General features: G+C 71.2%; 8 protein-coding genes. 7 read left to right on the plus strand and 1 reads right to left on the minus strand.

Annotated elements, in window-relative coordinates; genetic code table 11:
* Positions 1–7: 7 nt before the first annotated feature.
* Positions 8–4,477, minus strand: coding sequence for an AAA domain-containing protein (locus tag NDAS_RS13455; protein ID WP_013153745.1), 4,470 nt, complete (start codon positions 4,475–4,477; stop codon positions 8–10).
* A gap of 444 nt (positions 4,478–4,921) precedes the next feature.
* Between NDAS_RS13455 and drmD the strand changes: the two genes are divergently transcribed.
* From drmD to NDAS_RS13490, 7 genes are read left to right on the plus strand one after another with little or no spacing between them, the layout of a single operon-like run.
* Positions 4,922–8,095 carry a DISARM system SNF2-like helicase DrmD gene (gene drmD, locus NDAS_RS13460; RefSeq protein ID WP_013153746.1) on the plus strand — a complete coding sequence of 1,058 codons (3,174 nt, stop codon included), beginning with the start codon at positions 4,922–4,924 and terminating at the stop codon, positions 8,093–8,095.
* Positions 8,092–12,183: an Eco57I restriction-modification methylase domain-containing protein gene (locus NDAS_RS13465; protein WP_013153747.1), complete on the plus strand. Its 4,092-nt coding sequence runs from the start codon at positions 8,092–8,094 to the stop codon at positions 12,181–12,183. The genes drmD and NDAS_RS13465 overlap by 4 nt, the downstream gene beginning before the upstream one ends.
* Positions 12,176–16,120, plus strand: a complete 3,945-nt coding sequence (gene drmA / locus NDAS_RS13470) for a DISARM system helicase DrmA (protein ID WP_013153748.1) — start codon at positions 12,176–12,178, stop codon at positions 16,118–16,120. The genes NDAS_RS13465 and drmA overlap by 8 nt, the downstream gene beginning before the upstream one ends.
* A complete protein-coding gene (drmB, locus tag NDAS_RS13475) occupies positions 16,120–18,033 on the plus strand; it encodes a DUF1998 domain-containing protein (RefSeq protein WP_013153749.1) in 1,914 nt (637 codons plus the stop codon). The genes drmA and drmB overlap by 1 nt, the downstream gene beginning before the upstream one ends.
* On the plus strand, positions 18,030–18,806 hold the full coding sequence (gene drmC / locus NDAS_RS13480) for a DISARM system phospholipase D-like protein DrmC (RefSeq protein WP_013153750.1): 777 nt from the start codon (positions 18,030–18,032) through the stop codon (positions 18,804–18,806). The genes drmB and drmC overlap by 4 nt, the downstream gene beginning before the upstream one ends.
* Complete coding sequence (locus NDAS_RS13485; protein ID WP_013153751.1) at positions 18,806–20,686, plus strand: HsdM family class I SAM-dependent methyltransferase; 1,881 nt, start codon at positions 18,806–18,808, stop codon at positions 20,684–20,686. The genes drmC and NDAS_RS13485 overlap by 1 nt, the downstream gene beginning before the upstream one ends.
* The gene (locus tag NDAS_RS13490; RefSeq protein WP_013153752.1) at positions 20,683–22,374 is read left to right on the plus strand and encodes a serine/threonine-protein kinase; all 1,692 of its coding nucleotides are present in this window, start codon (positions 20,683–20,685) and stop codon (positions 22,372–22,374) included. Before NDAS_RS13485 ends, NDAS_RS13490 begins: the two co-directional genes overlap by 4 nt.
* The last annotated feature ends 4 nt before the right edge of the window (positions 22,375–22,378 follow it).

Raw genomic sequence — 22,378 nt, forward strand, 5'->3', positions numbered from 1 at the left:
GGTGCGGTCAGGGGCCGACGGGCGCGATCCCCATCTCTTCGAGCTGCTTCCACAGCGGTTGGAGGGCCTGCTCGGGGTCTCGGAAGAAGCGGCTGCCGCGGATGCGGACGAACGTCCACCCCACGCGTTCGAGCTCGCGCTGGCGTGCCGCGTCGTCGGCGGCGTTGGCCTCGGTGTGGAAGGCGTCGCCGTCGCACTCCACCGCCAGGCGGCGGGTGCCGCCCTCGACCACCAGGTCGATCCGGTAGCCGCCCGCGGGGTACTGCGGCAGAACGCGGTATCCCCTCTCCCGAAGCGCCCGGTAGACGCGCTGCTCGAAGAGGCTGTCGAAGGGCTCCACCCTCTCGTCGGCGGGCACCTCGGCCAGGCCGGTGCCGTCCTGCTCCTGGTGGGGGCGACCCAGGTAGTCCAGGTAGTGGCGGCGCAGGTCGGTCTCGCCCAGGTCGGTCTGAACGAAGCTGTGGAACAGCCACACCTGGTCGCGGGCACGGGAGGCGGCGACGTTGACGGCCTGCTGGTAGGCCTCGGAGCTGAACGGCCCCGGACGGCGCGGTTCGCCGTCGGTGTCGAAGGGCGCGTAGACGGCGCTGAGGAACATCACGTCGCGTTCGTCGCCCTGGAAGGCCGCCGCGGTGCCGACCCGGATGCGGCGTTCCTCCCTCTCCTCGAAGGAGAGTCGTTCGCTGAGCATGTCCTCGATGAGGGTCTGCTGGGACCCGCTCTGGAGGGTGACCACGCCCATGGTGAGGTCATCGTAGGCGGGATCGGCGCAGCAGTGGACGATCTGCTCCACCAGTTGTTCGGCCTCCGCCCGGTTGACGGCCTTCTGGCCCCTGCCGGCGAGCATGCCGTCCGCCACGTAGAAGGTGCGCAGCGGGGCGAGGCGGTCGGTGCCGTACTGGCGCAGAGCTTGGAGCCTGCCCTGGTAGAAGTACTCGTTGGAGAAGCCGATGATCTCCGGCATGCACCGGAAGTGCTCCTTGAGCATCAGCTGGCCGCGGCTGCCCGCGAGTCCGGAGGCGATGTCGAACAGGCTGCGGTTGGGGGAGAACAGGTTGCGCCGTGATGCGGGCAGCGTCCCCAGGTGGCGTTCCTGGAGGGTGAAGACCTGCTGCTGGTCGATGCCGACGTTGGCGGGGCTGACCTGCTTGTCGTCCCCGACGACCACCAGCTTCCTGCCGAGCCAGGCCAGCAGCAGCGCCTCGGGCCCGGACTGACTGGCCTCGTCGACGATCACCACGTCGAAGGCGCCGGGGGTGTCCATGGGGATGGTGGACACGACCTGGTAGAGCGGCATGATCCAGGCCGGGACGGCGGGCTGGCACTCGCGCAGGCTCTCCTGAGCGTGGCGCTGGTGGACCCGCGCGTACTTGCCGGTGCCCTTGCCGATCTTGCGGACGCTCTGCTGGTAGGAGCGCAGTGCCACCTCCTGGTCGAGGGTCAGCCGGTCCAGGCAGGCCCGCCACGCCTTGGCCGCGGCGAGCTTGCCCATGACCATCCGGGCCTCGGTGTCGGCCTCCTTGAGGCGGGCCCGGCACATGTCCTCGGCGGCGGGGTCGGTGAGCTCGGCGAGCCTGCGGTTCCACACCGACCAGGCCCAGGCCTCGTCGAAGCGGGCGAGGCGCTCCTCCCAGGCGGGCGATCCGGGATCGGCGGCGACGGCGTGGGCCAGGCCCCGGTGCCCCTCCGCGACGGCGGCGAGCGCGCGGTCGTGGGCGTCGGCCAGCCGGTTGGCCTCGCGGACCCGTTCCAGTGCGACGCAGGCCGTGGCGTAGCCGTCGGCGTCCGCGGACTCCACGGCGGCGCGGGCACTGAGCAGGGCCTCAGGGCAGTCCTGGGGTCGGTTGACCCAGTCGTTCAGGACGGCGCGGGCCTCCTGGATCAGTGCGCGTGCGGGCTCGGCGTCGTGCCCGGCGTCCACGGCCGCCAGCAGGACGGCGATCCTGTCGGTCTCGGCGTCGTCGGACCAGTCCAGGGACGCCAGTCCCGGCAGGGTCCGGGTGGCCTCGACGAGGAGGTCGCGTGCCCGCGCCAGCTCTAGGACCCGGTCGAGTTCGTCGAGGCTCTCGTGCGCACGCGCGATCCGGGAGGCAGCCTCTCGCCACTCCCCCGTGTCGGTGTCGCCCAGGGCGCGTTCGGCGTCGGTCAGGAAGCGTTCGGCGTCGATGCGGTGGCGTACGATCCGCAGCTCGGCTTCGGTGTCCAGGGCGCTGCCGTCGACGGTGACGGCCTGGAGGAAGGACGCGTTGTCCTTGGCCAGCCGGGTGCGCATGCCGAAGGGCCCGGTGAGTTTCCTGCCGGTCTCGAACCCCTCCTTGAGAGCGGTGGCGTGGCGCAGTGCCTCGGGGAACGCGAAGCGGTCGAGGCCGTCGACACGGGTCCCGTCGATCTGTCCGAGTTCCTCCTCGGCCCGGTGGAGGGCGGCGCGTGCGGAAGCGGCCTGGGACCTGGCCTCGCGGGCGCGTCCGGCGAGCACGCTGGCGCGCTGGGGGTGCCAGCGGGGGTCGATGCGCGCGGTGACGTCGCGGGCGGCGGTGAACGCGTCGACGCGTTCGCGCAGCTGGGCGCAGCGTTCGCGAGACAGTTCCAGCACCAGCCCCTCCAGGTCCCCGCCCCAGGAGCCGGAGGCCCGTTCGGCGGCCTGCTCCGCCCGGCTGACGGCCTCCAGCGCGTCGGCGTGGCGGCCGGGGTCGGGTAGCTCCGCGGCGGCGGGGACCTCGGCTGCGAGGGACCTGTGGTCGGGGGTGTAGGCGCGGGCGGCGGCCAGCAGGAGGCGCACCTGGTCGCCGGCGATCGGGGGCTGGTCGCAGGGGACCTCACCGATCCAGGAGTGGCGGTGTTCCCGCTCGGCAAGGCGTTCGGCGATGGCGGCGAGGGTGCCCTCATAGTCGCCGGTCTCGCGCGGGTGGCTGTAGGTCTCCCGCTCCTTGACGGCTCGGAGTTCCTTGAGCGCGGCGTCCCGGTTGGCGCGCGCCCGGTCGAGCCGCTCCTGGAGGCTCCGGATCTCCTTCCTGGCGCGGGCGGGGTCGTCGTCGGCCTGCCGTTCGAGGATGGACTGGACCGATCCCTCCAGCTCGCGCTGGGCGTCGACGCCGTCGCCGGTGCGGCTGACCGCCAGGGGCTGGATCCGTTCGGGGAGCTTGTCCTTGAGAACCTTCAGAGCGCGGGTGGTCTGGCTGGTGATGAGGATACGCTGGCCCCGCGCGAGCAGGTCGGTGACCAGGTTGGCGATGGTGTGGGTCTTGCCGGTGCCGGGCGGGCCCTGGACGACGACGAGGTCGCTGTCGCGGAGGCGTTCCCCGATGCTGCGCTGTTCGGCGTTGGAGGGCAGGGAGAAGTACAGGTCCTCGGCGGGCGCGGTCGGCGGCGCGCTCTCGTCCGCGTCGCCGTCGGACACGGAGGGGCGGCGGGTCTCCTCGCCGACGATGTGGCGGAGCAGGCCGGCCTCGCCGCCGCGGTCCACCGCCTCGACGATCTCGCGCAGGGCGTTGAGCTGGCCGCGCTTGGAACGCTCCCGGAGGATGAGGGCGGGTGCGAAGGCCACCAGCGGCGAGCGGTGGGGTGCGGCGGCGGGCTGCCGGTCGGCGGACCGCTCGTAGCGGGCGTCGGCTGAGGCGGCCACCGCCCACTCTGTCAGGGCCGCGTGCAGGGCCTCGGCGCCGTCGGGGCCCGCGTGCTCGGAAGCCTCGGCCAGGGAGGCGTGGACGTGTGCGCGGGGTTCCTCGCGCAGCCGCTGTGCGGCCTCCAGCATGTCCTCCTCCAGGACGAAACCGGGCGCGTCGGGGTCGGGGGCGAACTCGATACGGCCCTGGTCGTCCATGGTGGAGACCATGCGGCGGGCGAGGAGGTGTCGGCGGACCGGCTGTCCCCCGGCGCTCCAGGTCAGGTAGCCCGCTCCCAGGACGAGCTCATAGGACTCGCCGAGGTCCGCCGCTTCCTGGTGGATACGGTAGGCGTCCTCGTAGAGCTTGACGAAAGGCGCGAGGGCGCTCTCGCGCCGGGCCCACTCCTCCCAGGCGCGCGCCCAGTCCCGGTGGGCGCCGCGCACCGCCTCATGGTGGGGATCCTCCTCCAGGGCCGTCGTGACCGTGCCCTCGCGGGTCAGGACGGTGGACTCGGTGAGCAGCCCGGGCGCCTGCGCACGGCGGTGGTCGTTGAGTCCCGCAGGGTTCACCCAGGGCCGCAGGACCATGGGCAGAGCCGGGGACTCGGTGCGGTGCAGGCGTCGGACGCGCAGCCAGGTGGCGGCGTCCTCGGGGTTCAGCAAACCGGAGACGACGGTGTCGGCGGGAAGGTCGGGGTGTGCGCGGTCATCGGCGTCATCGGTGGCCGCGTCGGGCAGATCGCCGAGCCAGAGGACCCCGGCCGCCTTGTCCAGGGTACGCACGGGGATGCTGCGCATCTCCTCCGCGTGGAGGAGGAACTGGTACATGCGCTTGATGCTGTCGGTGGCCGTGGTCGGCTCGTCGGCTGCCAAGGGTGCTCTCGCGCTCTCTGTTCGTCGTGGAGTCGGGGGTGCCGTGTTCGGGGGGACGCCGTCGTGTACCTCTCGGACACCCCGCCTCAGGGCCCCGTCGGAATTCATACAGCGCTTGGGGGATCGGCGCCCGCGGTTGGGGGAACCGGGGCCCAATCGTGACGTACGGGACGCGCGTGCCTGTTTCGGGACCAACGTCCTCTTTGGAAAGCGGGCTGCGAGCTGGGTAAACCCGCCCCCTCGGCCCGCCGTCCTGGTGTACACAGGCCTTGGCGGCGCCGTGGAACCACCTTATGCCCCTTGCGTGTGAACCGGGTTAACAATAGAGTCTCAGTCATCGACGCGATACCCAAGCAGTCCTACATTGGGTTCCGCCTCCCCCGCCGCCGCCCCGCTCCGCCGAGGCCGACGGGTCCCCACCCGGCGCGACGCAGGAAGACCGCCATGCCCAGCAGCACCACAGAGGACCCCTCCTCTGCTTCCCAGAAGCTCTCCCCCGGCGCGCTCGTCGAGGTACGCGGCCAGAAGTGGGTGGTCAGCGGGGTCGAACCCGGCGACGCCTTCACGATGGTCACCCTCCAGAGCATCCAGGAGGGCCGCTACGGCGAGACCCTCGACGTCCTGTGGGAGGTCGAGCCCGGCCGCAGACTCCTGCCCAGCGGTTCCCTCCCCGACATCGCGGGCATCAGCCCGGACCGCCCCGAGCAGCTCGCCGCCTTCCTCGACGCCGTGCGCTGGTCGGCGGTCACCTCCGCCGACGTGCGCAGCCTCCAGGCGCCCTTCCGCTCCGGCGTGGCCATCGAGGACTACCAGCTCGAACCGGTCTCGCGCGCGCTCGGCGCCCCCCGCGTCAACCTGCTGCTCGCCGACGACGTCGGCCTGGGCAAGACCATTGAGGCCGGGCTGGTCGCCCAGGAGCTGCTGCTGCGCAACCGCACCCAGCGGATCATGATCGTGTGCCCGGCCGGTCTGACCCTGAAGTGGAAGGAGGAGATGCAGGAGAAGTTCGGCCTGGACTTCACCATCGTCGACTCCGAGTGCGCGGCGGCCGTGCGCCGCGAGTACGGCAGCGCCGCCAACCCGTTCAAGGTACACAGGCTCACCATCGTCAGCCTGCCGTGGCTGCGCGGCGCCAAGGCCCAGCGCCTGCTGGACGAGGTCCTGCCCGCCGACGGCCCCGGCTACCCGCGCGCCTTCGACCTGCTCATCCTGGACGAGGCCCACCACGTGGCCCCGGCCGCGCCCAAGCAGGTGTACGCGGTCGACTCCCAGCAGACCAAGCTGATGCGCAAGCTGGCCCCGCACTTCACGCACCGGCTGTTCCTGTCCGCGACCCCGCACAACGGCTACCAGCAGTCCTTCACCGCGCTGCTGGAGATCCTGGACGACCAGCGCTTCGCCCGGGGCGTGGACCCGAACGCCTCGGCGGTCTCCGACACCGTGGTGCGCCGCCTCAAGCGCGAGGTGGAGAACGACGACGGCAGCCCCCGCTTCCTGGAGCGCGTCACCAGGGAACTCCAGGTCGCCTACCCCGACAGCGAGCGGGAGATCCACGCCCTGCTCACCCGCTTCGCCGAGCTGCGCCGGGCCAAGCTCACCACGAAGAAGGGCAGGCGGGCCACCGACCTGGTCACCCTGCTGCTCAAGAAGCGCCTGTTCTCCAGCCCCGCCGCCTTCGCGCACACCGTCGGCGTCTACACCGAGACGCTGCGCTCGCGCGGCGGTGACGCCCTCCCCTCGGGCGCCGACCTGGACGAGGTGCCCGAGTGGATGGACGACTGGTGGGACGAGACCGCCACCTATGACGACGAGGAGCTGGCCGAGGCCGAGGACGACGCCCTGGGCCGCGCCCGCCCCCTCCAGCCCGACGCCGACGAGACCGAGGAGTCGCTGCTGGAGCGGATGCACGCCTGGGCTCGGACGCACGAGGCCCAGCCCGACGCCAAGGCCCGCAGGCTCATCGACCACCTCAAGGCCATCTGCAAGCCGGACCGGCACTGGACCAACGAGCGCGTGGTGGTCTTCACCGAGTACCGCGACACCCAGTCCTGGCTGCGCTCGCTGCTGGCCCAGGCCGGGCTGGGCGGCGAGCAGGTCAAGGAGCTGCACGGCGGGATGTCCACCGAGGAGCGCGAGGCGCTGCGGGTGGCCTTCCAGAAGGACCCGGGCGAGCACCCGCTGCGCATCCTCATCGCCACCGACGCCGCCAGCGAGGGCATCGACCTCCAGCGGCACTGCCACCGCCTGGTCAACTACGACATCCCCTTCAACCCCAACAAGCTGGAACAGCGCATCGGCCGCATTGACCGGTACGGGCAGGAGAACCCCCCCGAGGTCTTCCACTTCGTGGGCACCGGCTGGGAGAAGGCCACCGACTCCTACGAGGCCGACCTGGAGTTCCTGTCCCGCGTGGCCACCAAGGTCGCCCGTATGGAGGAGGACCTTGGCTCGGTCAACGCGGTGATCTCCGACGCCGTACAGCGCCGGATGCTCGGTCAGAGCGCCGACCTGGACGCCGAGACCGCCAAGGCGGGCGGCAAGGGCCGGGTGCCCTCCGACTCCAACATCCGCGAGCGGGTGCGCCGCCTGCGCCGCAACCTGGACGAGACCGTGGAGTCGCTCGCCCTGACCCCCGACCGGGTCAAGCGGGTGGTGGACACCGCCCTGGACCTGGCGCGGCAGCCTGGGCTGCGCCCCCACGTCGACGAGGACGAGGAGCGCGCCGCCCAGGACCTGTACGAGGTCCCGTCCTTCACCGGATCGTGGGTCAAGGCCGCCGACGGGCTGCTGGAGAAGGCCTCGCACGGCGCCCCCAAGGGCGCCGAGCTGCGCCAGCTGCCGGTGACCTTCGACGCCCAGTCCGCCAAGGGCCGCGACGACGTGGTGCTCGCCCACCTCAACCACCCGCTGGTGTCCCGGTCGATCGGGCTGCTGCGCACGGCGGTGTCCAACGACCGGGTGGGCCTGAACCGGGTGACGGCCGTGGTCAGCGAGGACCCGGAGCTGGAGGACGTGCTGGTCGGCGCCTACTCGCGGTTCGTGTTGGTGGGCGCGGACGGGCTGCGCCTGCACGAGGAGGTGCTGCACTCGGGCGGGTGGCTGCCCGAGACGGGCCGGTTCCGTCGCCTGGAGAACCTGGGCACCCTGGGCGGCATCCTCAACCGCGCCCTGGACAGCGGCCGACCGCTGTCGGACGCGGTGTGGAACCGCGTGCGGGAGCGCTGGGAGCGGGCGGGCGGCCGCGCGGGCCTGGAGCGGGCCATCGAGTGGCGCGCCGACACCCGCCTGGAGTCGCTCAAGCGCGTACTGGCCGAGCGCGAGGAGAACGAGCGCGCCAGGGTGACCGGCGTCCTGGACCAGTTCGCCGCGTCCCTGCGCGAGGCGCTGGCGGGCGACGACGACGAGGACGCCCTGTTCGGGCGCTCCCTCACCCAGACCAAGGAAGAACGTGAGCAGTACCGCAAGGACCGGATGAACTGGGAGAGGCGGCTCGCCGCCCTGGACGGCGAGCGCGAGCGTGAGCTGGCGGCCATCGCCGAGCGCTACTCGCGGCAGGACCCGCACACCTTCCCCGTCGCCGTCGTCTTCGTCGTTCCCCGTAAGGAAGCCATCCGATGAGCAACCCCCGATCCCGCGGCAAGCACTCCCCCGCCGACGCCGTCCGCCAGCAGCACCTGGACTGGCTGGGCCTGGTGGAGGTCAGCGGCCCCTTCCTGACCCTGCCGGTGCTGCGCGAGGTCTGGTCCGCCGGACTGGATTCGCTGGAACCCGAGCAGATGCGGGAGCTGCGCCGGACCTCCGCGCTCTGGCGCGACCAGACCGGGCCGGGCGGCGGGGACCGCGAGGCCGGGCGGGACGCCTGGGTGCGGTACGTGCTCGGTGACCTGCTGGACTGGCGCGAGACCCTGCGCACCGACGGGCTGGAGCCGCTGGCGATGGAGGTGGCCGAGCACGACACCGCCGTGGCGCCCTCGTTCGTGCTCACCCACCCCGACGCCGAGCCGGAGGGCGAGGTCAAGGCGGACGACGTCCGGCTGCTGGGACTGACCTGCCCGGTGGACCAGTCCCCGGTGCAGCGTGTGAAGGACGACTCCTGGTCGGCCACCCCGGCCGACCGGCTGGCGCAGCTGTGCCGCCACCACGGTGTGGAGCTGGGCCTGGCCACCAACGGGCGCTGGTGGGTGCTGGTGTGGGCGCCGCGCGGCGGGGTCACCACCACCGCGCTGTTCGACGCCTCGCTGTGGACGGACGCCGCCGAGCGCGACGTGCTGCGCGCGTTCTACTCCCTGCTCAACCGGCGGCGGTTCTTCACCGTGCCCGACGAGCAGCAGCTGGTCCCGCTGCTCAACCGGAGCCTGGGCTCGCAGGAGGACGTCACCGAGGCGCTGGGCGTGCAGGTGCGCCAGGCCGTGGAACTGCTGGTCGCCGCGATCGGCCGGGCCGACACACGGGCGCGCGAGCGCGGCGAGCGGGACCTGAGCGCCGTGTCCGCGCACGATGTGTACCGGGGCGCGGTGTCGGTGATGATGCGGACGGTGTTCCTGCTCTTCGCCGAGGAGCGCGGCCTGCTGCCCTCCGACAACGACCTGTACGCGGGTTCGTACTCGGCCGGTGGGCTCTACGAGGAGCTGGAGGCGCTGGCCCGGGAGGGCACCGAGGACGACCTGGAGCGGACCACCGCGGCCTGGCACCGGCTGCTGGCGCTGTTCCACGCGGTCTACCACGGTGTGGACCACCCCAAGCTGAGGATGCACGCCCTGGACGGGTCGCTGTTCAACCCCGAGACGTTCCCGTGGCTGCCGCTGGACATCGATGACCGGACCGTGCTGCACATGCTCAAGGCGGTGCAGTACGTCAAGGTGGGGCGCGGGAAGTCGGCGGAGCTGAGGAAGCTGTCCTTCCGCGCCCTGGACGTGGAGCAGATCGGTTACGTGTACGAGGGTCTGCTGGCCTTCGACGGGTTCCGCGCCGAGGACCTCGTGGTGGGGCTGGTCGGCAAGGAGGGGTTGGAGGCGGAGGTCCAGCTCCGCGACCTGGAGGCGTTGGCCGCCCGGCACACGGACGTGGAGGAGCTGGCGGAGGAGCTGGCCGCCGAGTACAAGGACTCCGGGATCGGCTCGGCCAGGAAGCTGGCCAAGGCGCTGGCCCCGCTGTCCAAGGAGGAGCGGACCGAGGCCGTCAAGCAACTGCGCGGTGTGGTGCCCGGCGACGAGCCGCTGGTGGAGAGGCTGCTGCCCTTCTTCCGGATTCTCCGTAACGACCTGCGCGGACTGCCCATGGTGGTGCGGGGCGGGGAGCTGTACGTCACCGAGTCGGCGCTGCGGAAGAACACGGGGACGCACTACACGCCTAGGGAATTGGCTGAAAAGGTAGTGTTCAACGCCCTGGAACCTCTAGTTTACGCTCCGGGACCACTCCAAACGGCGGACACCAGTAAGTGGAAACTCAAAAACAGCCACGAGATCCTGGCGCTGAAGGTCGCCGACATCGCGATGGGTTCGGCGGCGTTCCTGGTTGCGGCAGCCCGTTACCTGGGTGACCGCCTTATCGAAGCTTGGGCAAAGGAGAAAGACCCGCACGCCGAGGGCTACACGCCGCAGGAGAATGATGTGCGTTCTGACGACGACAAGGTCGTCATCGAGGCCCGTCGTCAGGTGATTGAGCACTGCCTTTACGGCGTAGACATCAACCCGATGGCCGTGGAGATGGCCAAGCTGTCGCTGTGGCTGGTGTCGATGGACCCGAAAAGGCCGTTCACGTTCCTGGACGACCGGTTGGCTTCGGGTGACTCACTGCTCGGGATCACGTCGCTTGAGCAACTTGAGTACATGCACATGGACCCGAAGCAGGGCCGAAAGATTCACGAGCGCGGCCTAGTGGACTTCACCAGGGGCGTGCGTGTCCTAATCGGCCGGGCTGCGGAATCCCGGAGAAAACTTTCCAAAATGGACGGCGCCACGATGGACGGGGTGAACCGGAAGCGGTCGGTCCTCGGCGAAACCGAATTGGAGACTGGCCAAGCACGACTACTCGCCGACCTGGTGGTGGGCGCTGCGCTTTCCAGTGTGGGCAAGAGTGAAGCCATCGCGCGGGACCAAGCATTGAAAGCGGCCGACCTGGCACGACGCCTGAACACTGCCGAACCTGAGGCTCGAATCACAGCGAAAAAGTGGCTGGACACTGACCGCCCGAATGGAGCTTTCGAACGCAAGCCTCTACACTGGCCTTTGGCATTCCCCGAGGTCTTTGAAAACGGTGGCTTCGATGCCGTAATCGGCAACCCTCCGTTCCTCGGCGGACCAAAGATCCGTCCAACACTCGGAGGGCAATATCGCGAATTAATTACAGAGGTAATTGCCAAGGGAACGCGAGCAACAAACACAGACCTCGTCGCCTATTTCGCACTACAAGCCCACCGAGTCGTCAACAAGGAAGGACAGGCAGGAATAATTGCAACAAACACTCTCACCCAAGGAGCAACGCGACGAGTCGGACTCGATCAGATAATCGAATCTGGAGTTCTTATCAGAGGAGCCATTAAAAGCGAGTCGTGGCCTTCGCGTTCCGCAGCACTCGAATACTGTGTCGCATGGACTACTAAAAAGTCACTCGAAAAAGACTCAATCGTTCTGGCCGACGGCGTGGCCACTGCGACCATTACTGCCACCCTTGACGCGAGTACTTCAAAGAAGAAGCCAGCTCACAAACTCGCCAAAAACGCCAAAGTTTCATTCCTTGGACACCATGTCAACGGAAAGGGTTTCATCCTCACTCCCCAAGAAGCAAGCTACCTTCTATCGACAGAGGACAACAATTCAGAGGTCGTCTTCCCGTACCTAATCGGTCAAGATATCGCAGACTCTCCGACATCGTCTCCTTCGCGATGGATAATTAATTTCCACGACTGGAGTGAAGAAAAATCCAAAAAATACAAAGATCCTTTTCAAAAGGTGGATTCACTCGTAAAGCCAGAGCGACTAAAGAGAAATAGAGAGTCGCATCGAAAATACTGGTGGAGGTATGCCGATTATCGACGAGGCCTCGAATCCTCTATTTCGAGCCTTGATCGGATTATTGCCTTCGCACGGGTGAGCAAAACTACTGCTCCCGTCATGGTGCCAACAGGGCAGGTTTTCAGCGAGCAAATCGTAGTGCTCGCTAGTGATGACACGGCCATGCTGGCGCTACTTTCAAGCACTTCCCATTATTGGTGGGCTATCACACGTGCCTCCACACTGGAGACTCGAATTCGCTACACACCCTCGGATGTGTTCGAGACCTTTGCGATGCCGGAGCTCACCCAAGAACTCCGGGACCTCGGCGACCGTCTCGACACCTACCGCCGCGACGTGATGCTTTCCCGCAACACCGGGCTCACGAAGACCTACAACCTGGTCTTCGACCCGGCCTGCAACGACTCCGACATCGTCGAACTCCGCGCCATCCACCGCGCCATCGACGAGGCCACCATCCGTGCCTACGGCTGGGAGGACCGCATCGAAGCCGTCAGTGGACTCGACCACGGCTTCCACAAGGTCGGCCGCGAGACCCGCTACACCATCGGCCCGGCCGCACAGCGCGAAGTCCTGGACAGCCTTCTAGAACTGAACCACGAGCGCTACGCCGAAGAGGTCGCTCAGGGCCTGCACGACAAGAAGGGCAAGCGCAAGTCCGCTGCCCAGGAAGGGACGCTGTTCGATGTCTGAGTCCAATGGCGCCCTCTTCGACCACCCCCACGGCGAGCAGACCGCCCTCGACACCTCCACCACCCCCGCCAAGGAATCCGGCTCTCCCACCGCCAAACCGCCCACCAAGGCCGAACTCCGCGCCGCCCAGAACGCCGCCCGCGACGCCGAGCTGATCGCCTCGCTCGACCGCCCCCAGGAGTTCACCGAGGCCACCTCCTTCGAGGTGCGCGACGAACTCCAGCACTTCCTGGAGCGCGACCTCCTCGGCCCCTGGGACGGCCCCACCGAGGAACTCCCCACCCGCTACTCCGGCCCCCGCGAGCGCTACCTCGTCGGGGCGCTCGGCCCGCGTCACCAGACGCCCCTCTCCTCCCGGGACTCCGCCGACCAACTCCCGGACTCCGACGCCGAGGCGGACGGCGCCGCCTCCGGCGAGGGCTCCGGCGAGCTGCCTGAGAAGGCCACCACCCAGAACCTGGGTCACCTGTGGGCCTCCACCATGGGCCTGTCCTTCTCTGTGCCCGCCGACACCACCGCAGTTCACGTCCGCGCCGTCTGGGGCCAGTACGGCCGCGAGAGCGTGGAGGAGGACGAGGGCAGGAAGCGCAGCGTGTGGGTGCGCGAGCCCAAGGAGTTCGAGCGGGAGATCCGCCTCGACGGCAAGCCCGACTTCAAGGTCGGGCTGACCGACCCCGACCCGGACTCCCCCTGCGTCTACCTGGCCGTGTCCGTGCGCGAGGACCGCGACGGCCTCCCCCGCCGCACGGTCGAGCTGAACCTGGTCAACAACCGCCTCCCCGTCCACCCCAACGGCGACACCATGTGGCTGTTCCAGGCCCAACTGTCGGTCACCGCCCTGGACGGCTCCTCCCCCGTCTTCCTCCCCGTGGACGACCCGCTCGACGGCGGCGTCCCCGCCTCCGACGACCCCGAGGAGCTGCACCTGCGGCTGCTCTACCGCGACCTGCTCAAGTACGCCGACGGGCGCAACATCGCCGTGGAAGCCGAGGTGGCCGAGGGAGCGCGCCGGGCGCACCGGCTGACCACCACCTGGCTGCCCCACCACGACGTGCCCGCCACCACGGCGGCCGTGGGCGCGGGTTCGGCGCTGGCCTCGGCGCAGCTGTCCATGGACGTGCTGGCCTCGCCCGAGACCGGCACCGACGCCCTGCGCGCGGGCCTGCTGCCGCTGGCCGACGGCTACTCCGCCTGGCTGGACGGGCGCGAGGCGGCCGCCGCCGAACTTCCCGAGGCGCTGCGCGAGACCGCCGAGACGGCCGTGTTCCGGGCCCGGCGGGCCGCCGAGCGTATCCGTGCGGGGATCGACCTGCTCACCGACCCGACCCACCCCCGGCACGGGGAGGCGTTGAGGGCGTTCCGGTTCGCCAACCGGGCCATGGCCGACCAGCGCCGCCACAGCGAGATCTCCCGGCTGCGCGAGGACCCCGAGGTCTCCTACGCCCAGGCGCGGGAGGCCGTGAACGCGCGCGGCGTCTCCGCCGCGTCCTGGCGCCCCTTCCAGCTGGCGTTCGTGCTGCTGAACCTGCCCGCGATCACCGACCCCGACCACGACGAGCGGGCCGCCTCCGCCGAGGCCACGGTGGACCTGCTGTTCTTCCCCACCGGTGGCGGCAAGACCGAGGCCTACCTGGGGCTGACCGCCTTCACCTTCGCCATCCGGCGCCTCCAGGGCGTGGTGGGCTCGGGTGCGGACGCCCGCGACGGCGGCGACGGGGTGGCGGTGCTGATGCGCTACACCCTGCGCCTGCTCACCGCCCAGCAGTTCCAACGGGCCGCCGCCCTGGTGTGCGCGGCCGAGGTGCAGCGCGCCGAGGACCCCGCGACGTGGGGCGAGCGCCCCTTCCGGATCGGGCTGTGGGTGGGCGGCGGCGTCTCGCCCAACTGGTTCGACGAGGCGGAGAAGCAGATCGCCGAGGCCCGCGAGCGGGGCCGGGGCGAGCGCGCCAACGTGTTGCAGACCCTGTCGTGCCCGTGGTGCGGCACCAAGCTCCAGGCCCACCGGGACCTGGACCCCCGGCACGAGGTGCGACGGGTGCTGCTGTTCTGCGCCAACGGCGAGGGGGCGGACGCCTGCCCGTTCTCCCAGCGCAACAGCGCGGAGGGGCTGCCGATCCTCACGGTGGACGAGGAGATCTACCGCTACACGCCCAGCCTGCTCATCGCCACCGTGGACAAGCTCGCGCAGCTGCCCTGGCGGGGGTTCGCCGGGATGCTGTTCGGCCGGGTCGCGGAGTACTGCCCGCGCCACGGGTACCGCCACCCGGACCTGAACGAGAAGACGGGCTGCCGCGGCCGCCACAACGCCAAGGGCCCCCTGCCCAAGGTGGAGAGCGTGCCCGTGCGGCGGCTGCGCCCGCCGGACCTGGTCATCCAGGACGAGCTGCACCTGATCTCGGGTGCGCTGGGCACCACCGTGGGCCTGTTCGAGGCGGCGGTGGACGAGCTGACCTCGTGGACCACCCCGTCGGGCAGGCGGACCTCGCCCAAGATCGTGGCCTCCACCGCCACCACCAAGCGCGCCGGGGACCAGGTGCGCGGGGTGTTCGGGCGGGGCCTGGAGGTGTTCCCGCCGCAGGTGACGGAGGTGTCCGACACCTTCTTCTCCACCCAGGTGGAGGTCACCCCCGCCGCCCCGGGGCGGCGCTACATGGGCGTGTGCGCGCACGGGGTGCGGCTCAAGGCCGCCGAGATCCGCCTGGCGGAGATCCTCGCGCTGACCGGCCAGCACCTGTTCGACACCTACGGCGCCCCGGCCGACCCGTACATGACCACGGTCGGCTACTTCAACGCCACCCGCGAACTGGCGGGCATGCGGCGGCACATGGACGACGACGTCACGGTGCGCGCCCGCAGGCACGGGCGCGAGCGCGGGATGGCCAACCGGCTGACCCGGTTCGGACGCACGTCGATGTTCAACGTCCAGGAGCTGACCTCGCGCATCTCCTCGGCCGACATCAGCGACGTGCTCAAGCGCCTGGAGATCGGCTTCGACCCCGAGCTGGACACCAGCGAGCGCAAGCGGGCCGTCACGGCCGCCTTCATGGAGGCCAGGAGGGCGTGGGAGTCGCGCTCCTCGGCCGCCCGCCAGGTGGAGCCCCACCCGCTGGTGCGGCGCGAGGGCGAGCGGCACCGCGAGACCCGGGACCCGGTGGACACCGTGCTGGCCACCTCGATGCTCCAGGTGGGCGTGGACGTGTCGCGGTTCGGGCTGATGGTGATGACCGGCCAGCCCAAGAACACCGCCGAGTACATCCAGGCCACCTCGCGCGTGGGCCGCGACGCGGCCCGGCCGGGCCTGGTGGTGACCCTGTACAACTGGACGCGCCCGCGCGACCTGGGGCACTACGAGGACTTCGGGTACTACCACGCGACCTTCTACCGGCAGGTGGAGGCGCTCAGCGTCACCCCGTTCACGCGCCGGGCCCTGGACCGGGGCACAGCGGCGATGTTCGTGGCGGCGGTGCGCCACGCCCGGGAGGACTTCTCCCGCAACGGCGACGCCCACGACGTGGACCTGGACGGGCCCGCGGTGGAGGAGGTCGCCGCGCGGATGCTGGCCCGGGCCGAGTTCGTGGCGGGCGAGAGGGGCCGCGACTACCTGGCCGAGCGGATCAACAGCCTGCGCGACCACTGGAAGCAGGCCCGCGAGGGCTCCACCCGGCTGGGCTACGAGCGCTCCACCCGGGAGCGCCAGCAGCTGCGCGGGCTGCTGACCAAGCCGGGCGAGGGCTCCTGGAGCGAGACCACCGTCGGCATGTCCATGCGTGAGACCGAGAACGAGATCAACCTGCTGGTGTCCGGCAGCGGCGACTTCTTCCGACCGGTGCTCAACGAACCGCCGTGGTCGTTCGCGCCGCCGAGCGCGCGCGGCGACGAGGGCACCGAGGACGAGCGGACCCCGGCCCCGGCCGGACAGGCGAAGGAGCAGGGCTGATGCACAAGGAGACGCACCGGCGCAGGGTCGGCTCGGTCCGGCCCAGCCACCTGATGTTCACCAGCGGCGTGGGGTCCCTGGTGGACCTGCCCAACTTCGCGGTGCTGGTGCGCGGGCTGGACGAGTGGAACCACACCCACGCCTACGGCTGGGAGCCCATCGTCGAGCCCCGGCTGCTCAAGGTGATCCAGGAGCAGCCGAGCCACCGCAACGTGAAGGAGCTGCGCCCGGCGCCGTGGACCGAGGGGCTGGAGCGCGACCCCGGCGGACCCGCCGCCGGGGTGGGCGTGCCCACCACCCCGTTCCCGTCCTGGTTCCGGTGCACCTCCTGCGACGAGCTGGTGGCCCTGGACTCGGACATGCTCGCCTTCGAGAACACCAACCCGCGCAGGCCGCACGAGGCCCGCTTCGTGCACAACGTCGGCAAACACAAGAAGGGCAAGCCGCTGGCGGTCCCCGCCCGGTTCGTGCTGGCGTGCACCGACGGGCACCTGGACGAGTTCCCCTACGTCCACTTCGTGCACCGGGGGGAAGCGTGCCCCAGGGCCGAGAAGCCGCAGCTGAAGATGGAGGACCGGGGCGGGAACGTCGGCGCGAACGTGGAGCTGACGTGCGTGGTGTGCGGCGCGCACCGCAACATGCGCGACGCGGGCGGTGCGCGGGGTAAGGAGAACCTGCCGGCGTGCCGAGCACGCCACCCCCACCTGGGCGTGTTCGACCCGGAGGGATGCAGTCAAAATCCCAAGACCCTGGTGCTGGGCGCGTCCAACCAGTGGTTCTCGGAGCTGCTGTCGACGCTGGCGGTCCCCTCCGGCCAGGGCACGGGCGAACTGGACTCCCTGGTGGAGCAGTACTGGGACATGCTGGAGGAGACGCCCCAGAGCCAGTACAAGATCATGCGGCAGTTCGCGCCGCCCATGCGCGACCACTTCGGCAAGTGGGACGACGACACCGTGTACGAGGCGGTGGAGCGGCGCCGCGCGGTCCTGGAGGGGAAGGCCGGGGACGGCGGGAAGGACGCGCCCTCGGGCCGCCAGGCCCTGCGCACCGCCGAGTGGGAGGCGCTGTCCTCCCCCGACGCCCACGAGCCCCGGCCCGACTTCGCGCTGCGCCGCCTGGAGGGCGGCGTGCCCGAGGAGCTGCGGGGCGTGTTCGCCGACGTGGTGCAGGCCGAACGGTTGCGCGAGGTGCGGGTGCTGACCGGGTTCACCCGCCTGGACTCCCCCGACCTGGACGACCCGATGATGGTGCAGACGGTGCGGCTGTCGCGCGACGAGGCGACCTGGCTCCCGGCCAGCGAGGTGCGCGGCGAGGGCGTCTTCCTGCGGGTCCCGGAGGAGCTGCTGGCCGCCTGGGAGAAGCGGGTGGCCGACAGCGAGGCCCTGGAGCTGCACCGGGAGGCCTACGGCACCTTCCGGGAGAAGCGCTACTCCGACCGGGTCGGCTCGGGGTTCGAGCGGATGCGCAACTGGCCGGGCGCGCGCTACGTCGCCCTGCACACCCTGTCGCACCTGCTGATCCGGACCATCGCCCTGGACTGCGGGTACAACGCGGCGAGCCTGTCCGAGCGCGTCTACGCCGGGACCGAGGAGGACCCGCGCGGGGGCATCCTCATCTACACGGCGGTGCCCGACGCCGAGGGGACGCTGGGCGGTCTGGTCTCGCAGGCCGAGCCGGAGCGGCTCGTACACCTGGTGCGCAAGGCCCTGCACGGGGCCATGCACTGCTCCTCGGATCCGCTGTGCGCCGAGCGCCTGCCGCAGGCGAACGCGGACTTCCTGCACGGGGCGGCCTGCCACGTGTGCCTGTTCGTGTCCGAGACGACCTGCGAGCACGGCAACCGGTTCCTGGACCGCAGGTTCGTGGTGCCGATCGGGGATCCGGAGCTGGCCCTCTACCCTGAGCTTCCGTGACGAACTCCGCGAAACACCCCTCGTTCGAGGAGGCCGCCGCGGCGGCCTCCTCCGCCCTGGGCGCGTCCGGCCTGCGCGAGGTGGCCGCCCTCCTGGCCGACGGCTGGCCCGACCAGGCCCTCCTGGGATCGGTGCGCGACCGGGAGGCGGCGGCGCCGCTGCTGGCCTCCCGCGCCAGGGAGGGTGTGCCCCCGTCTGAGGCCGCCGCGTTCCTGCGCGGCTTGGCCGCCGGGCACGCCGCCGCGACCGGCGGGGTGTCGGTGGAGACCGTGTGGACCGGGCCCTCCAGCCACTCCGTCCCCGTGCGCTCCACCGCCCAGGCGCTGCTGGAGGTGGTGGACGAGGCTCGCGAGGAGCTGGTGCTGATGACCTACTCCGCCCGACGGCGAGCCGACATCCGCGAGGCGCTGGCGCGCGCCGTGGAGCGGGGGGTGACGGTGTCGGTGGTGGTGGAGACCCTGGCCGGGGCGGGCAGCGCGATCAGCGGTGAGGAACCGGGGCAGGCCTTCACCGGGATCGACGGGGTGCGTCTGTGGCACTGGCCGGTGGACCGGCGCGAGGGCAGGGGGGCCAAGGCGCACGCCAAGCTCGCCGTGGCCGACCGCCGGGCGCTGCTGGTCTCCAGCGCCAACCTCACCCAGTCGGGGGTGGCCACCAACATGGAGGCGGGCCTGCTGGTCCGGGGCGGCTCGACGCCGCGCCGGGTGGCCGAGCACGTCGTCGAACTCCAGGTGCGGGGCGTGCTCGCCCCGATGGGTGTGGGGGGCCGTTGATGGGCGCCGGAAGTGACGGCGGCGGAGACATCGCGCGCGCTCTGGTGGGGCCGGCCGACATCGCGCGGCTGGCCGGTGTGCGCAGGCCCGCGGTGAGCAACTGGCGGCGGCGCTTCGTCGACTTCCCCCGCCCGGTGGACGGCACCTCCGCCAACCCGCTGTTCGCCCTGGAGGCGGTGCGCGCATGGTGCCGCGAACACGGCAAGGTCTTCGAGGCCGATCGGACCGACCTGCTGTGGCAGCGGGTGCGCACCGAGGTCCCCGACGTGCGGCTCACCGCGTTCATGGCCTACGCGGGGCGCCAACTCACCGACCTGCTGCCCGTGGGAGCCCGGCCGGAGGGGGTACCGGAGGAGTGGGTGGACCTGGCAGACGAGGTCCTGGCCGGAGACGACCCCGAGCCGGTGTTCGAGGAGCTGTGCGCGCGCCTGGCCCGGGAGCGGGGCCGAGCCGAGACCTCCCCGGAGCTGGCCGCGTGGATGGCCGAGCTCGCCGGGATCGGCGCGGGAAGCAGCGTGCTCGATCCGGCGTGCGGCACGGGCGTGCTGCTGTCGGCCGCCCTGCGGCGCGGCGCCCTGACCGTGTTCGGTCAGGACCGCGACCCCGACGCGCTGGACATCGCGACCGCCCTGCTGGTCGTTCCGCACGGGGTGAGCGCCACTGCCAAGGGCGACTCGCTGCGCTCCCCGGCCTTCGAAAGCTCCCGGGTGGACGTGGTGCTGTGCGACCCGCCCTTCCGCGACCGCGAGTGGGGCTACGAGGATCTCGTGGACGACCCCCGGTGGGTGCACGGGTTGCCGCCCCGGGGCGAGGGCGAACTGGCGTGGGTCCAGCACTGCCTGTCGCGGGTGCGGCCCGGCGGGCGGGCGGTGGTGCTGCTGCCCGCCTCGGTGGCCTACCGGCCGGGCGGGCGGCGTATCCGCGCGAACCTGCTGCGCTCGGGCGCGCTGCGCGCCGTGTTGGAGGTCCCCGGCGGTGCGGGGGCGGAACCGGGGCGCCACGTGTGGGTGCTGGTGCGCCCGGAGGAGTCGCACGGCACCGGCGACGGGGTCCTGCTGGTCGCCTCGGCGGAGGCGTCGGAGGCGTCGCGGGTGTGGGGGGACTTCGCCACCGGAGGGCAGATGGTGCCCAGCCCGTACTGGATGGTGGCCGAGGTCGGCCCGCTCCTGGACGAGGAGGTGGACCTGCGCCCCTCACGACATCTGGACTCCGCGTCCAGGAGCGGTGCCGCCGTCCGTTACCCGGCTCTGCTGGGCGAGTTCGCCGAACTCCTGGACCAGGTGCGCGCGCTCTCGGGCGAACTGGAGCTGGTATCGGCCGGGGACACCCCCATGACCACGATCGGGGCGCTGGCCGACGCGGGCGCGGTCGAGCTGCACCGCGCGCCGATGGCGATGGGCGCCGAGAGCGGTGAGGTCCCGGTGCTGACCGTGCGGGACGTGCGTTCCGGAGGCGGTCCGAGCGGCCGGTGCGACCGCGTGCCCGGACTCGTGATGCTCCGCTACGGGGACGTGGTGGTGGCCGAGACGGTACGCGAGGCGCCCGTGCACGTGGTGGAGGAGGGCGGTGCCGCACTGGGGCCGCGCCTGCTGGCGCTGCGGCCGGTGTGGGGGCGCACCGACCCGGACTTCCTCGCCGGGGCGGTGGGGGCCGAGGCTGTCTCCTCCTCGCGTACCTCCAGCGGCCGGGCCGATGTGCGTTCGCTGCGCCTCCCGGAACTGTCCCTGGAGGAGCAGCGGGCCTACGCGGGCGTCTGGAACCGTATGGCGCAGGAGCGGGAGCTCCTGGAACGGGCCGCGGGGCTGGGAGAGCGGCTGGCGGAGCTGGGGGGCCGGGGGCTTCGGGAGGGCGAGTTGCGACCGCGGGAGTCAGGGACATGAGCACACCGGTGCCGGGAAAGCGCCTGCTGGACGGACGTTACGAGCTCAACACCACGCCGCTCGGGCGCGGCGGTATGGGCGAGGTCTACGAGGGGCACGACACCCGCCTGCTCCGGGAGGTGGCGGTCAAGTTCATCCGCTTCCCCGCCGACGCGGGCGACGACGAGCGCGCCGAGATGGTGCAGCGGTTCGTCCGCGAGTCCCGGATCACGGCGGGGCTCCAGCACCCGGGGGTCCCGGCGGTCTTCGACGCGGGCGCCGACGGGGACAAGCGGCCCTACCTGGTGATGCAGCGCGTCCACGGGGTGAGCGTCACCGACCTGGTCGCCGAGCAGGAGCGCCTGTCGGTGGGCTGGGCGGCGGGGATCGCCGCCCAGGTGTGCTCGGTGCTGGCCGCCGCGCACCGGGCCTCGCTGGTGCACCGGGACCTGAAGCCGGGCAACCTGATGCTGGAGGCGGACGGGACGGTGAAGGTCCTGGACTTCGGGCTGGCCGTGGTGCTGGACCGCGGAGACGCCTCGCAGATCACCCGGACCGGCCAGAGCCCGGGCACCCCCGAGTACATGGCGCCCGAGCAGCTGATGACGGGCAGGGCCAACCAGCGCAGCGACCTGTACGCGCTGGGCTGCGTCCTGCACGAGATGCTCACCGGGAGGCGGCTGTTCACCGCCTCCACGCCCTTCGCCGTGGCGTCCAAGCAGACCACCGAGCGCCCCGCCGACGTGCGGGACCTGTGCCCGGAGGTTCCGGCGGAGCTGGCGGAGGTGGTCACCGCCCTGCTGGAGAAGCACCCCGAGGACCGGCCCGCCGACGCCGTGGAGGTGTACGACAGGCTGATCGGCTGCGTGAACGCGCCGGAGCCGATCCCCGGAGTGCTCCACCCGCCCTCGCGGCCCAACCCGCACCTGATGTACGGAAGGGCGCTGTCCCGGGTCGTCCGCCACGTTCCGGCGGAGGAGGCCGCTCCGGCGGGCGGGGGTTCGGCTGCACCCGGAGCGTCTCGGAACGAGGGCGCGGTCCCGACCGGCGAGTCGGCCGGTTCCGCGGGGCGTCACGCATCCGGACATGCGTCCCGTGCAGCGGAGAAGACCGGGACGTCCTCGCGGGATGGGGTGTCCGTACCCCGGAGGGAGGGCCTGCGCAAGGCGCGTACCAGGGCCGCCGAGCTGGTGGGGGCCGCCCGGTACCGGCAGGCCGCCGCCACACTGTGCGAGGCCGTCGAGCACGCCTCGTCGGTGTTCGGACCCACCGACTCCGAGGTGGTGGAGCTGCGGCTGGAGCAGGCCAACGCCCTGTTCGAGGGCGGCAACTTCCGCCAGGCGGGGCCGCTGTACGCGGAACTGGCCCGGGACCTGGCACAGGAGGCCGGAGAGGAGGACCAGAGCCTGGTCTTCCGGTGCCGTTTCCAGGACGCCACCTGCCTGGCTATGGGCGGGGACGAGGAACCCGCCCTGAACGGTCTGGCCTCCCTACTCGACGACGAGATCGTGGCCTACGGTCCCGACGACCACCGTCCACTGGAGCTGCGCCGCCAGATCGGGGTGCTCGAACTGACCCTGGGACGACTGGCCGAGGGCGCCGGAACCCTGCGCGGACTGCGCGCGGACCTGGTGCGCCTGCACGGCGCCGACCATCCGGAGGTCTCCCGGATCGACGCTCTCCTGGAGGAGGCGCCAGCGCCGGACTGAACCG

It is taken from the genome of Nocardiopsis dassonvillei subsp. dassonvillei DSM 43111, assembly GCF_000092985.1.
Lineage (GTDB): Bacteria > Actinomycetota > Actinomycetes > Streptosporangiales > Streptosporangiaceae > Nocardiopsis > Nocardiopsis dassonvillei.